Raw genomic sequence first — 14,051 nt, forward strand, 5'->3', positions numbered from 1 at the left:
TCAGGCCGCGACGGGCGTGCTCGCCTGTGGCGTGCCGGCGACGCGGGCCTGCCGCATCGCGAGCGAGGCAACCGCGGCCAGCGCGAACGCGTTGATCGCGTGCAGCGTGCCGAGGATGGGCACGGGGAAGCCGGCGTAGGCGAGCACGATCTGCAGCACCATCACGCCGAACGTGATCGCGGCCCACTTGACCCCGCCCGGGATGCCGGCGAAGAACGACACGATCAGCAGCAGCAGGCAGATCAGCGGAACGATCATCTCGCCGACCACCTGGTGCACGGCGATGCCGGCGTTGTCGGAGTCCTTGGTGAAGACCTGACCGTCGTCGGTCTTGTGCAGGATGTCGAACAGGGCGTAGGCGATCGCCGCCGCCTGGATCACCACACCGATCGCGATCAGCATGGCGAGAACCCGATACACAGCGCGCACGACACTCCCCCTCCAGTGGCCTACGTTTTCGTAGGCACATCCTGCTCCTCGGGTACGACAAGTCGCACGAGGGCCCTCAGGAAACGCTCAGTATCCACCTCGTGCGGGTGCGTGCCGCCGAACACGTCCGCCATGATCCAGTAGTGGCTGACCGCGGCCATCACGACGGCGGCGAGCGCTTCGGGATCCTCCGCATCGGGAAGCTCACGGGAGAGGAAGGCCGTCACGGCCACGTGCACCCGGCGCAGCTCGTTCTCCCGTACGAAATCCAAAAGATCGGGAAACGCGGCCAGGTCACGAAGCAGCAGCCGGTTCACGTCACGCTCCTGCTCAAGGCGGGCGAGGCCGGCCCGGGCCACGGCGAGGAAGCGCTCCCGCCGGGACAGAGGCGAGGCAATCGCAAGATCATCCACTAAGACCCGGCCGGCCGCCGCCTGCCGCGCCAGGCCCTCTTCCAGAAGCGCTCGCTTGCTCTTGAAGTGCCGGTACAGCCCGCCGGCCCCCGCCGAGAGCCCCGCCGCCGCCTCGATCTGGGCGATCGTGGTGGCGTGGTAACCCTGCCGCCCGAAGAGGTCCATGGCGGCGGTCACGATCGTGTCCTTGGTGTTCAGTTCCGCCTCCGCTGAATAAGTGCCCACTTACACCCTAGAAGATCATTACATTAAGACGTCCCAACCTATCGACATATCCCGTCACGTGACTAGCCTAGCCGCATGCCTAGTTCGCAGCACGAAGGCCCGGTGGCAGTCGTCCGGACAAATCCGGATCTGCTGGCCTGGCTGCTCAGATCCCAGTTCGAGAGAAAGGTTCCCGAGTTTGAACATGCCCGACCGCACGCCACGGATGTGCGCGTGATGGTGCCGCGCACCTATCACGCCGACAGCATGGTGCTGTTCTGCGACGCGGCCGATCGGCCCCTGATGGGCGCGGTGCTGGAGGTTCAGCGTGGTTGGGACATCGGCAAGTTGCGCACGTGGAAGCTCTACGTGGCCCAGCTCGAGGCCGAGGTAGACGTCGCCACGGCGCTCCTGGTCTACTGCCCCGATCCCGCGATCGCCCGTCGCTACCGCACGCTCTTCGAGGAAGACGAGTCGTCGTCTCTGACCCTGCGCCCGTTGATCTTCACACCTGACGATCTACCGCTGGTCACCAGCGTCGAGCTGGCCAGAGAAAACCCGTTGCTGGCCGGGCTGCCGCCGGCGGCCCGCACCCAATGGGAGGCGTTCATGACTGCCACAGCCGGCTACGAGTTTCAAAGCGAGCTGCTGCGCAACCTTTCGGATCAATACAAGGCCGAGCACCAGGCCCGTGGCGAAGCCCTCGGCGAGGCCCGAGGTGAGGCCCAGGCCATCCTGACTGTGCTCGAGGAACGCGGCCTGCCGGTGCCCGACGAGATCCGTGACCAGATCATGGCGTGCACCGACATCGACCAGCTCGCCACCTGGCTGCGCCGCGCCGTCACCGCCACCACCGCCGACGACGTCGTCCGCGCGTAAGTTCCGCCCCTGATCTGCCGGTAGAACTTGAGTTTCGACGCGCGTAAAGATCCATGGCGGCCGCCATGATCGAACTCAGTTCTGCTCCAGCGTCAACTCGTAGTACAACGTCTTCAGCCCCTTGCGCTTGTGGAAGGCCGGCACCAGCCGCCCCTGCAGGAGCGGGTGCTTGCGGGCGAGCAACGCCCCCGCCCGGGTCGACAGTGACGCGTCGAGCAACGTAGCGCGTCCTTCCACGCGTGAACCCGTGACCCGCCCGCGCATGGTGCACGGCGCGACCCGCACCTCCGGGAAGTTTCGCAGGCGCTTGACCTTTCCCGACGGGTCGTAGGTCTTGAAGAACGCGCGCCCGTCCTCCACCACCAGGTTCACCGGCGTGCCCACCCAGCTGCCGTCCCGCTTGCGGGTCTCCAGCAGCAGCCACCTTTCCCGGCCCAGCTCCTCGAGCGTGCCCATCTCTGCCTCCACGGCGAACGAAAACGAACGTAAGTAAGTAGTTACTTACGACGTTAGCGCAAAGATTGCCCGGCGCACAACGCGCGCCGGGCAATCGAGCAGAAACGGTCAGAAGGAAGCGACCGTGAAGGCGGAACTACTGGTCACGTCGGTCTGGAAGTAATCCGGATCCGTCATCGGGGCATCGGGAGCCCCGTTGCTCACCACCACCAGGTTGTAGGAGCCGTCCGGCACCGCCGCCGCCGCGTAGAGGCTGACGCTCAACGGACGGTTGATCGGCAGCGACGCCGCCGTGCCACCGCCGACCGCGGCCGCCGACAGCGTCGCGTTCGTCGACGGCGTGACCGTGCTGATCGTCGTGCCGACCGGGATGCCGATCGTGTTGGGGCCGATGATGGCGTTCGCGTCGCCGGCGGCGAGGCCCGAGCCGGTCAGCAGGGTGCTGCCATCGCTGATCGAGACGTTGGACAGCGTGCTCGCGGTGCTCGCCGTGGCCGGCGCCGAGAGCGTGGCGGTCGCGCCGCCGGGCGCCACCGCGGTGATCGTCGCGCCTGCCGGGAGCCCGCCGGCGCCGGTCACCACCCGGCCCACGTCGTCACGGGAGAACGAACCCGTGGTGAGGCTGATGGTGGTGCTGCCGGCCGTCGTGGTCACGGCGTTGGCGAGGGTACGCACCGGCTGGTTGCCGATGGTGACCGAGGCCGACCCGCTGTTCGGCGAGAACGCCGAGATGACCGCCTTCTGCGGGCTCAGCACCGACGTGACGAAGCTGTTCGCCGGGATGAGGTTGTTGCCGCCCTGCACGATCGGCTGCCCGACGTCACCCGGGGCGAACTTGCCGGACGGCGAGGTGACGACCTTGCTGCCCGCGATCGTGGTCGCGTCGCTGATCGTGTTGGTGTAGCCGATCGTGTCGAAGAAGCCGGTGCCGGTCGCGTTGAGCCGCCGGTTCAGCTGCAGCGTGCAGATCAGCTCCTCGTCGCTGAGCGGCAGCACGTTCACGCACTCGGCGACCGGCCCGTTCGCCCGGACGCCGGCGCCCGCGTCGGCCCCGTTGTAGACGCCGTTGACCAGGAACACCCGGCCCGCGGTGCCGGTCGACCCGAAGTTGATCGACATGAAGCCCTGGCCACCGATCGACAGGTCCACGGTCGGGGACGTGCTGGGCGCGGTGTTCGGCGAGACCTTGATCGGGTTGCGGTAGGAGTAGGCGCCGGGCAGGGCCTTCGTGCCCGCCGACGTGCTCACCACCAACGGCACGTTCTCCTCGACCGCGTGCGCCGGCGCCACGGCCGAGAACGCCTTGTCGGTGAGCGGCTGGATGTTCATCAGCGGGATGCCGCCGAGCGTAGCGGTGATGCGGCCGGGCTCGGTCGGGAAGTCGGTGCCGACGACGGTGATCGTGTTGCCGCCCATTGCCGGCCCGGCGCCTGGCGTCACGGCCGTCGGGTTGGCGACGATCGACGCGGTGTAGGCGCCCGAGCCGACCAGATTGGCCGCGGCGGTGGCGCCGGAGTAGAGGCAGACCTGGTACGAGGTCGGCTGGTTGTTCATCAGCGGCAGCGGCGGGATGCTGAGCACGGCCCGGTTGTTGGACAGCCGCCGTACGCCCGACCCGGTGACCGCGATCGGGTTGATCGTGCCGATCGGTGACGTGGAGTAGGTGCCGGGGCAGCCGGCGCCCTGGCTCACCAGCAGCGCCGCCGGGGTCGTGACGCCCGACAGGAACGGGGTGGGCGAGGTCATCGTGACGCCCGTGGTGGACAGGTAGGAGCCGCTGGCCGGGTTCACGGTGGCCGAGGTCGCCGTGTAGGGCGCGAAGGTCAGCAGGCCGCCGGCGGCGGTGGAGCCGTCGTACAGGCACACGTTGTAGGTCTGGGGCGCGCCCCCGCCGCCGGAGACGACGCCGGGCGGCACCGTGAGGCCCACGGCGGTGTTCGACTGCTTGACGACGTTGGTCGCGACCAGGTTCGGCGGATTCGTGCCGTTGGTCGCGGCGCAGGCGCCGGTCGTGAACACGCCGGCCACCGCGGTGAGGCCGGTGAACATCGGCGCGTTCGGCTGGGCGTTGACGCTGAGCTGGTTGCCGCCGCCGGTGGCGCCGCTGCCCGGATTCACCCCCGCCGGGTAGCCGACGTAGATGACGGCGTTGCTCCGCAGCGGACTGCTGTTCTGCGTGGTGCCGTCGAAAACGCAGACGTTGTAGGCCTTGAGCGCGCCGTTCGTGCCGGTCGGCGGGCCACCGTTGGCGGGAACGGTGAAGTTGATCGAGGTGGTGGCGCGGGTGTTGACCGTGCCGTTCCACAAGCCGTTGCCGCCGGCGATCGCGAAGGTGCCGGGGCAGGACGCCTGGGACAGGACCACCGCGGAGGCGGTCAGGTTGAACGACACGGCGGGATCGTTGATGGTCACGTTGCCGCCGGGCGCGACGATCAGCGGTCCGACGGTTCCGACCGCGTGGGCGGCCTGGGGCGCGACGAGCAGCGCCGCGCCGACCGCACCCACCGCCACGATCGTCCGGGCTCGGAGCTTGGATTTGGGCATGCGAGGTCCTCCTACGGTTGAGCAACCGCTAGGGCGAGGTATCGAGGGGCCCGCGTCGAGTCACGGTCGCGCCGGGCCGTCACGCCGGAGCGTAGCCGACCGAATTAGGGGCCTTCGCCGGAAGCGCACACTTCGCTCGGTTCACGGCATAAGTCCGACAACACAAAAGCGCTTTCTCATCCCGTACGGATGATGCGCCGTTGATTTTGAAGAATTATGGCCGTCCCCCGCCGAATGGCCAAGGCATGCCTTACCTAAATAGCAAAGCGCCCGCCGTCCCGGGCAGGACGACGGGCGCCGTAAATTCTCTTTATCGTTTTTCGTAGGTGAGGCAGTCGGCCTTGTCACCCGACTGACCGACGACAATGGCCGGGGCGTGGCACTCGAGGTCGGCGTTGTGCATGCAGTCGGACCGCTTACACGCTCCCACCTGCGCCAACGCCTTGCCCATGCCGCCCTTGTCGGCCGTCTCGACGAACGTGTCGCACTCCGCGGACATCGTGGTTCCGATGGTGACCGCGAACGCCGTACACCCGTCGTGGTTGTAGCCACAAGCGGTGACTGTGCAGGTCTGTACCCGCGGCATTTCCAGCATCTGCGTCATGTCGGCCTCCTGGTTCCGAGCTCGGATACGCCTTCGACCATAAACCCGATTCGAATTGATTTTAGTACGGGGCGACGACAAACGCGGCGCCGCTGCTGATGATCGTCGGGTTCGCGGAGGCCCCGATGGCGCCGTTGGTCACCACCGTCAGGATGTAGGCACCCTGGTCGATCGGCGTGCTCAGGACGACCGAGCTGTCGGCCGGGCTCAGCTTGTTCCCGGCCAGGTTGAGCGTGCAGATGAGCTCGGTGTCGCTGATCACCGCCACGCGTACGCATTCGGCCACGCCCCGGTTGTTCGACGAGTTGTAGGCGCCGCCGACCAGGAACACGTGCGCGTTGGTGCTGGTCGGGGTGCCGCTGCCGGCGTCGAACTGCAGCTGCGAGAAGCCCGCCCCGGTCACGTCGACGGTCACCGCGGCGCCGACCGGCCCGGTGTCCGGCGAGACCGTGATGCCGTTGCTGTAGCTGAACGGGATCGCGTCGGAGCCGTTGCCGTTGTTGTCCGGGTCGAGGCTGCTCACGCTCCCGCCCGGGGTGGTGACGGTCAGAGCCAGCCCGGCGCCCGCGGTCTTCGGGGCGGTGGTCGCGGTGAGACTGGTCCCGGTCGACGCGATCTTGAGGTTGGTGACGGCCACCCCGCCGATCGCGACGGTGGCGTCCTGCGTGAAGCCGGTGCCGACCACCGTGATCGCCTGGCCGCCGACGGCCGGGCTGCTCGCCGGCGTGATCGAGGTGATGGCCGGCCGGGGCAGGATCGTGTACGAGCCGGTGGCCAGCAGCGTGCTGGAGACGGCGGAGTCGCTGTCGTAGACGCAGACGGTCCACGTGGCACTGGTCTGATCGCCGCCGAGCACCAGCCCGGTCGAGTTGACGGCCAGATCGGGGTATCCGGCCGACGGCACCTTGAACGCGATCCTGGTGCCCGAGATCCGGTTCACGTCGAACGGGTCGACCGTCAGCACGCCGGCGTTCATGGTGGTGCCGGTGACGTCGAGCTGGGTGGGGCTGCTCGCGTGCGCGGTGCAGGCGGCGTACTGGAACTGAACGGTCGGCAGCGCGCCCGCGGGGAACGGACTCGGGTTGGCGGTCGTCCCGGCGACCGTGCCGATGATGGTGTTGCCGCCGCCGGTGGGGCCCGCCGCGGCGCTGAGGCTCAAGGCCGGTGCGGCGGCGCTCACCGGCACGGCGGTACCGGCCAGCGCCAGGACGGTTGCCGCAGCCGAGGCCAGCCCGGCGCGGCGGATCGTGTGCTGCGAGATAGTCATCGGAGTTCCCCAATATGGAGAGTGCCCGACCCATACGGGCCGGGCACTCAACCATCGAAGTGATCGCGGATTGCTTATTCCTTGAGGAAGGTGAACACGCTCGCCGGCGTCACCGGGCTCTTGTTCGTACCGTCGTCGACGACCACGCCACACGAGCCGGCGTAGTAGCCCACTCCGAGGCCGGGGGTCACGTTGGTGACGTCCGGCGTGACGACCGTGATCTGCGTTCCCGCCGCGTTCACCGCGGGGTTGCCGTACGAGGTGGCGGCCACGCCGCAGAACGTCACGTTCGTGGTCGAGCCGTAGTTGGCGGCGGTGGTGTCGAAGTGGGTTCCGGTGATCACCGTCGTGGTGCTCGCCTTGGCCTTGCCGGACGTGACGCTCATCGAGGTGATGGTCGGCGCGTTCACGATCGAGGCGCCGGTGGCGGCGGTCTGGAACGAGGAGCTGACACCGTTCTGGGTGATGGTCAGCGTAGGATCGGCCGCCGCCGTCAGGCCGGAAGCCGTCTTGAAGGTGAACGAGTTGCCCGCCGTGCCGGCAACGGAGTTGGCGAGCGCCGTGGTGTCGTCGGCGTCGGCGTAGACCTTGATGTCCGTGCCCGCCTTGCCGCCGAACGTGACGGCCAGGCCCGCGGCGGAACGCGGGTCGAAGGCATAGGCGGCGTCGGCGACGACCCGGACGTACTGACCGCCGTTCGTGGTGAACTTCTGCACCTTTTGCCCGCTCGCGAGAACGAGGCTGTTGTCGGCGGTCACCGGCTTGTTGCCGACGACGTCGATGGCGGGCGGGGTGACGAAGGTGATCGCGTTGGCGGTGGTGATGTCATCGCTGCCCACGATGATCGAGACGTTGTCGCCGCTGCCGCTCGACGCGGTGCAGCCGAGCGCCGGGGTCTTGACAGTCACGGTGGTGGCGCTGGTGACGACATAGCTCTGAATGTTCGTGCAAGAGCCCAGCGTCACACCGGTGACATTGCTTTCGGTGAGTGCGGGTGCGCCCGTTCCCGAAACGGTCAGGTTGACCACTTGCTTGGCCAGACCCGCAGCCACCTTCGCATTGGCCGGCGAGGTGACTTTTACGGTGGCGTTGGCAAGGGTTCCCGCGTGGGCCGCGGAGGGCACGAGCATTGTCAGCGCGGATGCTGCCAGCATACTTGCGCCAACACTGGTGGCGGCACGCCACCCACCTCGGACATTTGACATGGAGCAAGATCCTCTCGGAACTACCGATAGCGAGCCAGCTTGGCGGCCGCCTCCAATGAGCCTGCGAAATCAACCTAGCACCCGGTGTTCCGCGAGAAGTCAAGATAGATATTCCTGGGTGGATCGATGAAATTCCGAATCATTTGCGCCCCACCATTAACAACTGACCCGGAAAGCACGATCCCTTCAGAACGACGATGCCGGAGAGCAGCCAGGAAGAAGCCCGCAACCGGCACTGCTTTCAGGCAACGCACAGCCGCCCGTCGGCCGTTTTGACCCGCTATGTCTTATGCGCTGGGACGATGAGATCGAGGACCCCCGCGGGGTCGCTAGTCGAGATCGCAGAGGAACAGCGGAAATGACCAGTCGTGATGATCGGAAACTCCGTCGCCCGGGTCGCCGCCGCGTGAAGGCGGTGGCCGGCGTGGCCGGCCTGGCCGCGGCCCTGGGTGGCACCGTCTACCTGAGCACGTCCGGGAACGGCGGCGAGACGGCGAGAACGACGAACACGGCCGCCATCGCCCCACTGGCGCAGGCGACGTCTCCTTCAGCCGCCGCTTCGACGACGCAAGCGCGCAAGCCGGCCGCAGGCACCACGTCGTCATTGCCGCCCGATGTGGCCAAGAAGATCAAAGAGGCCCGGGAGGCGGGCGCTAAATACGGCGTCAAGGTGCAGCACCCGATCATCCCCAAGGCCGTCAAACCGGTCGCTGACGTCCAGCGGAGCACAGCCGCCGGAACCGACGGCAGCGTTCGCGTCATTTGGGCTCGGGGAGATCTGACCGGACAGCAGGAACTCGCGTATGTGGCGGGCGGGGTCACCGCCTACCAAGGCGCCGAGTGCTCGCAGACGTTCAAGTTCGCCACCAATCCCGCACCCGCCAAGAAGGACAACTTGGTGATGTGCTGGAAGACGAGCCCGACCAAGAGCGTCGCCGCCATGGTGGTGGACTTCAAGGGGCACCCTTCGCGCACGAAGGCCATCGAAGCAATCAACGCGAAATGGCAGAACATGGACTGAGAGAATCTCGACCAAACGAATCGGCGGCCCGGATTTCACTCCGGGCCGCCGATTCGCTGTTAGCGGACAAAATCAGAACGCGGACACCGTGAAGGTCGATCCGCTGGAGACCACGGAGTAGTTACCCGCGGTGCTGACCAGCTTGTTCGAAACATTCGGGTTGATGAGGGTCACGTTGTACACACCCTCCGGAACCGCGTTTCCCGGCGTCGGCGCGTTCAGAGCGGTGGCGTCGGTGACAAGCAGGTGCGCGAGATCCATGGTGCAGATCAGCTCGCTGTCGCTGATGACGAGCACGTTCATGCACTGCGCCTTCGGCGCCAAGGACGCGCCGAACGGCGCGAGGCCGGCCCCGGTGAAGTCCTGCTGGTTCCAACCGTTGTCGGTGAGAACCACGCGCGCCTTGGCCGTGGTGGCCAGGGTCGTGCCTCCCGAGGCCGGGATGTTGCTGCCCCAGTTCGCGGCCGGGATCGTCTTGAAGCCGGCACCCGTGACATCCAGCACCGGCGTGCTGCCGGCCGTCGCAGTGTTGGGCACGACGGTGATGCCGTTGGTGTAGGTGAAGGCCGAGGTCTTCGTATCCGATCCCGCAGCCGTCGTGACCACCAGGTCGACCACCCCAGGCGCATGCGCGGGCGTGACGGCGGTGAAGGACGTGGGGCTGACGACGCGGATGCTGGTCAAGGCCGTTCCACCGAGGGTGGCCGACATCATGTCACCGACATCCGTGCCCGTCGGGATACCGGCGAGGCTGCCCGCCCCCAACGTAGTGAACAGGATCTTCGTTCCACCCTGAGAGGGACCGGAGGTGGTCCCGAGGGTCGCACCCGTCACAGTCAGGACGGGCGCAACGGTGTAGGTGGCCGGAAGCGCGGCCAGCGCGCCGCTCGAGGCGCTCTTGTAAAGGCAGGCGTTCCACGGCGTGGTGGCGTCGGTGCCGTTCGCGAGAACCCGGGTCGGCACGGTGACGGCGACCTTGGCGCTCGAGATCGGCGTGGTGGTCGCCGCGTACGGCTCCTGAAGCGTGGAAACCGTCGGGTAGGTGCTCGCACAGACTCCGCGCGTGAAGATCACCGCCGGGCTGGGGTTCGTCACCAGGTCGAGGGTGCCGGTCGGGACGCTGAGCGTGATCGCGTTGGTTCCACCCGTGGTACCGCTCGCCGGGTTGAGGGTGGCGGCCGGCAACGCCGTGACGTTGGCCGTGCTGGTGGTGACATAGGCGCTGTAAAGCGTGTCGCCCTTGGCCACGAGCGTGCTGTTGGAGGCTGTTCCGTTGTAGATGCAGATGCTGTACGCGGTGCTGGCCGCGATGGCGCCGGCCCTCGGCACCGGGACGTTGATCACGCTCGTCGACCCGGACGCCTTCGTCGCGGTGGACGCGACGACGTTCGTTCCCGAGGCGGTGGCGTAGGTGGCCGGGCATCCGGCCGCCGCGACGTTGAACTCGGCGGCGTACGAGGTGCCGCTGAACGTGTCGGCCGGCGCGGTGAGCTGCAGAGTCTCGCCACCCACGCTGGAGCCGGTGATCGCGCTCATCTTTCCGAATACGACCGCGGCGTTCGTGGCCGCCGCGGTACCGACATCAGTGGAGTTGTAAGCACACAGCAGCCAGGGGCCTCCGGTCGTGGGTACCGCCGGTGTGACGACGCTGGCCGTGTTGTCGTCGATGCGGGTCAGGTTGCCCGTGTCGATGATCGTGATTCCGTCGGCCGCAGGGGCGGCCCCCGCATTGGCACCGGTACAGGTGGGACTGGCCCCACCGACCAATCGACCGGTGTAGTAGTACGGTCCTGCACCCGAGACAGCCTTGGCGACGGTAAACATGTTCGTTCCGGAGACGGTGATCGGAAGGCCGCCCTGGATGGGGATCTGCTTCGCGTTCACGGTCAGAGCGATTGCGGCGGCATAGGCGGGCACTGTCGTCCCGGCCACGACCGCGGCGGCCGTCGCCGCCACGGCAATACCGGCCCGGAGGCCGGTTCTGTTACGAGGCTTACGCATGCGAGGTCCTCCTGCGGGTTCTGACGAACCGCGTCTGTGGGATGGGTGGGCCCGCACATCGCAGGCGGCGGGCCGTCTCGCCCGAAGCGTAACGATTGGTAGGGGTTCGTTGACGTAGAGTCACAAACATCCTCATATGTCAGACAGCCTCAGTAGGATGCCGATCAGCCGAGCTTGGCCCACTCCCGCTCGATGACCTTGACGCTCGCCGCGGATGACGGCTTGCCGCTGTCCGCGGCCGCCAGAGTCACCACGCTGCGCTCGGCCGACGTGCGCCAGCACAGCAGCACCGTGGGGATCTGCTTGACCTTGTCGACGTTGTTGAATCGCAGGTTCCGCGTGCAGCGGGCCGTCCCGACCGGCTCGCCGTCGTCGGCCGCGATGAGCTGATCGCTCTGTCCGGAAAGGTCGCCCCGGGCGGTGGTGATGCGGATCGTGCCGCCCGCGATGTCCTCGGTGCGGGTGACCGCGTCCGCGACCGGGGCGCTCTTCGGCGTGCGTGCCCGGCGCAGCGGAACCCCGTCCCGCTCCGCGGCGTCGCGGGCCGCCTGGATCTCCTTCTTCGTCTTTGCCTCGTCGGCCTCTGACGTCGTCGGCACCGCCTGGGCGGCAGCGGTCGGCACAGCCGAGGGCGAGGCCGACTGCGCGGCCGGGGACGACGCCGCGGGCGAGGCGGAGGCCACGGACGGCGCGACGGAAACCTCCACCGGGCCGGCCCCGGTGGTCACGTTGTCTCCGCGGGTCAGGTGGTCGGTGAGCAGGTAACTCCCGCCGCCCAGCACCACCGCCGTGCCGACAACCCCGGCCATCAGGACGCCGCGACGCCACCGGCCCGTCAACAAATCTCGAACAGCCATGACCTCATGCTCGCAATGAACCGGTCATAGCGGGCTAAAACGCAGCAACCGAGCCGCACCCCGGGGATCACCAAGTAGCGCTCAGCGGAACCGACATTTGTCCTCGACCCCCAACGTGAGTGAGGACAGCGATGAGGAAACACCTGCGCCGGTACGCCGCGGGCGCCCTGACCGTCGGCGCGATCGCCGGCGGCGCCGCCCTCGGGCTGCCGACCCAGGCAGCCGCCGACTGGCAGCCGGTCACCCGCGGACTCGACCAGAGCCCGCAGCAGATCCTTCCGGCCACCGTTTCGGCGGCCCGGCCCGTACGCGTGGTCAGCACCTCTGTCTCCAAGGGCAAACCGGTCGTCACCGTGCGCACCGCGACCGACAAGACCACCGCGACCCAGCTGGTCAAGGCCGCCCAGAAGGCGAAGGGCGCGGTCGGCGTCGAGGTCGACTCGGTCGTCACCGCCCTCGACGTGCCGACCGGCACCGACCCCTATCGCGCGCAGCAATGGGACTTCGGCAAGCTTCACGTGGCGCATGCCTGGCAGCGGTCGACCGGCGCCGGCGTCACGGTCGCGGTGATCGACAGCGGCGTGGACGCGAGCCACCCGGACCTGGCCGGCCAGGTTCTGCCGGGCAAGGACTTCGTCGCCGGCACCGAGGGCGTCAGCACCGACCCGAACGGCCACGGCACTCACGTCGCGGGCACGATCGCCGCGCTGACCGGCAATGGCACCGGGGTCTCGGCTGTCGCGCCAAGTGCCAAGATTCTTCCCGTACGGGTGCTGGGCGCCGACGGATCGGGCTGGACCTCCGACATCGCCAGCGGCATCATCTACGCCGCCGACCACGGCGCGAAGATCATCAACATGTCGCTCGGCGGCTCGGGCCAGTCGACCACGATGAGCAATGCGGTCACCTACGCCCGCAGCAAGGGCGTCACGGTCATCGCCGCGGCCGGCAACGGGCGCCAGTCGGGCAGCCCGGTCAGCTACCCGGCCGCCGACGCGGGCGTGATCGCCGTGGCCGCCACCGACTCGGCCGACCGCATCGCCAGCTACTCCAACCAGGGCAGCTACGTCGACGTGGCGGCGCCCGGCAGCAACATCTGGAGCACGGTCCCGGTCGCGAAGGGCAGCTACTCGAGCTACAACGGCACGTCGATGGCGACGCCGCACGTGGCCGCGGTCGCCGCGCTGATGAAGGCCTACAACCCGGCGCTCACCCCGGACGCGATCGAGTCGGCGCTGGAGAGCTCGGCCGTCGACCTCGGCACGACCGGCAAGGACACCGACTTCGGCTACGGCCGGATCGACGCCCTCGCCGCCGTGACCGCCGTCGCCCCCGCCACGACCGCCCCCACCACGGCCCCGACGACGACCGCCCCCACCACGACGGCACCCACGACCACGGCCCCCACCACGACGACGGCCCCCACCACGGCACCGGCGTCCCCGAGCCCGACCCCGTCGAAGGCGGCCCCGGCCCCGAGCGCGACCGTCACGCCGACCCCCAGCAAGACGGCCACGCCGACCCCGAGCAAGACCGTCACGCCCACGCCGACCAAGACCGCGCCCAAGGTGGTCCCGGCCATCAGGGTCGTCGCCTCTTCCCCCTCGCCGGTCTACGGCAGCACCATCGGCGTGAGCTACACGGTCACCGCCGCGGGCAAGCCCTACGCCGGCAAGACCGTCAAGATCGGCACCGCCGCGCCGAAGGGCGCCTTCGCCTACACCAACGCGACCACCAACGCCGCCGGCGTCGTGACCTTCGCCCGCAAGGCGACCGCCAGCCTGCAGGTCAAGCTGCTGGTCCCGGCTTCCGACACCACACTCGAGGCGAGCTCGGCGATCAGCACCTTCACGGTGCGGACGCAGATCGCCGTGGCCTCCCCGGCCAAGGGCACCCTCAAGGCCGTGCTGACCGGCGCGACCGGCCAGACCGCGCAGGTGCAGCGCCTCGACAAGGGCCGCTGGGTGGTCGCCAAGACCGTGACCGTGCCGGCCTCCGGCCTGACCGTGACCCGCCTGACGTCCGCCGCCCAGTACCGGGTGGTCGTCGCCTCCACCGCGACGCTCACCGGCGTGACCAGCGCGACGGTGAAGATCGCCTGACCCGCACCGGCGTCTCAAACGCGCTCGTGCGGATCGCCTGACGCACCACCATCTGAGGCCCGGGACCGC

General features: G+C 68.4%; 12 protein-coding genes. 3 read left to right on the top strand and 9 right to left on the bottom strand.

The window, feature by feature from the left end:
* A complete protein-coding gene (locus ACQPZX_RS37725) occupies nt 1-429 on the bottom strand; it encodes a hypothetical protein (protein WP_433366433.1) in 429 nt (142 codons plus the stop codon).
* Between the two features lie 20 nt (nt 430-449).
* Nucleotides 450-1,019 carry a TetR/AcrR family transcriptional regulator gene (locus ACQPZX_RS37730; RefSeq protein WP_433366436.1) on the bottom strand — a complete coding sequence of 190 codons (570 nt, stop codon included), beginning with the start codon at nt 1,017-1,019 and terminating at the stop codon, nt 450-452.
* Nucleotides 1,020-1,142: 123 nt separating this feature from the next.
* Here ACQPZX_RS37730 and ACQPZX_RS37735 point away from each other — a divergent pair, with 123 nt between their 5' ends.
* Nucleotides 1,143-1,925, top strand: a complete 783-nt coding sequence (locus tag ACQPZX_RS37735; protein ID WP_433366439.1) for a hypothetical protein — start codon at nt 1,143-1,145, stop codon at nt 1,923-1,925.
* A gap of 75 nt (nt 1,926-2,000) precedes the next feature.
* On the opposite strand, the gene ACQPZX_RS37740 is transcribed toward ACQPZX_RS37735, so the two are convergent.
* The 5 genes from ACQPZX_RS37740 to ACQPZX_RS37760 all read right to left on the bottom strand — a co-directional run bounded on the left by ACQPZX_RS37740 (nt 2,001) and on the right by ACQPZX_RS37760 (nt 7,761).
* Nucleotides 2,001-2,381, bottom strand: a complete 381-nt coding sequence (locus ACQPZX_RS37740) for a PPOX class F420-dependent oxidoreductase (protein ID WP_433366442.1) — start codon at nt 2,379-2,381, stop codon at nt 2,001-2,003.
* A 108-nt stretch (nt 2,382-2,489) separates the two neighbouring features.
* The gene (locus ACQPZX_RS37745) at nt 2,490-4,925 is read right to left on the bottom strand and encodes a beta strand repeat-containing protein (RefSeq protein ID WP_433366445.1); all 2,436 of its coding nucleotides are present in this window, start codon (nt 4,923-4,925) and stop codon (nt 2,490-2,492) included.
* A gap of 310 nt (nt 4,926-5,235) precedes the next feature.
* Complete coding sequence (locus ACQPZX_RS37750) at nt 5,236-5,529, bottom strand: DUF1540 domain-containing protein (protein WP_433366448.1); 294 nt, start codon at nt 5,527-5,529, stop codon at nt 5,236-5,238.
* 61 nt (nt 5,530-5,590) lie between these two features.
* Nucleotides 5,591-6,796, bottom strand: a complete 1,206-nt coding sequence (locus ACQPZX_RS37755) for an IPT/TIG domain-containing protein (RefSeq protein WP_433366450.1) — start codon at nt 6,794-6,796, stop codon at nt 5,591-5,593.
* A 74-nt stretch (nt 6,797-6,870) separates the two neighbouring features.
* On the bottom strand, nt 6,871-7,761 hold the full coding sequence (locus ACQPZX_RS37760) for a hypothetical protein (RefSeq protein WP_433366452.1): 891 nt from the start codon (nt 7,759-7,761) through the stop codon (nt 6,871-6,873).
* Between the two features lie 646 nt (nt 7,762-8,407).
* Between ACQPZX_RS37760 and ACQPZX_RS37765 the strand changes: the two genes are divergently transcribed.
* Nucleotides 8,408-9,022: a hypothetical protein gene (locus ACQPZX_RS37765; RefSeq protein WP_433366455.1), complete on the top strand. Its 615-nt coding sequence runs from the start codon at nt 8,408-8,410 to the stop codon at nt 9,020-9,022.
* A 72-nt stretch (nt 9,023-9,094) separates the two neighbouring features.
* On the opposite strand, the gene ACQPZX_RS37770 is transcribed toward ACQPZX_RS37765, so the two are convergent.
* A complete protein-coding gene (locus tag ACQPZX_RS37770; RefSeq protein ID WP_433366457.1) occupies nt 9,095-10,939 on the bottom strand; it encodes a hypothetical protein in 1,845 nt (614 codons plus the stop codon).
* A gap of 248 nt (nt 10,940-11,187) precedes the next feature.
* Nucleotides 11,188-11,880: a hypothetical protein gene (locus tag ACQPZX_RS37775; protein ID WP_433366460.1), complete on the bottom strand. Its 693-nt coding sequence runs from the start codon at nt 11,878-11,880 to the stop codon at nt 11,188-11,190.
* Nucleotides 11,881-12,011: 131 nt separating this feature from the next.
* On the opposite strand from ACQPZX_RS37775, the gene ACQPZX_RS37780 reads away from it, so the two are divergent.
* Entirely contained in the window at nt 12,012-13,982 is a 1,971-nt protein-coding gene (locus ACQPZX_RS37780) for a S8 family serine peptidase (protein WP_433366463.1), read from the top strand.
* Nucleotides 13,983-14,051: the final 69 nt, after the last annotated feature.

This window comes from Actinoplanes sp. CA-142083, from assembly GCF_050942195.1.
In the GTDB taxonomy this organism is placed as follows: Bacteria; Actinomycetota; Actinomycetes; order Mycobacteriales; family Micromonosporaceae; genus Actinoplanes.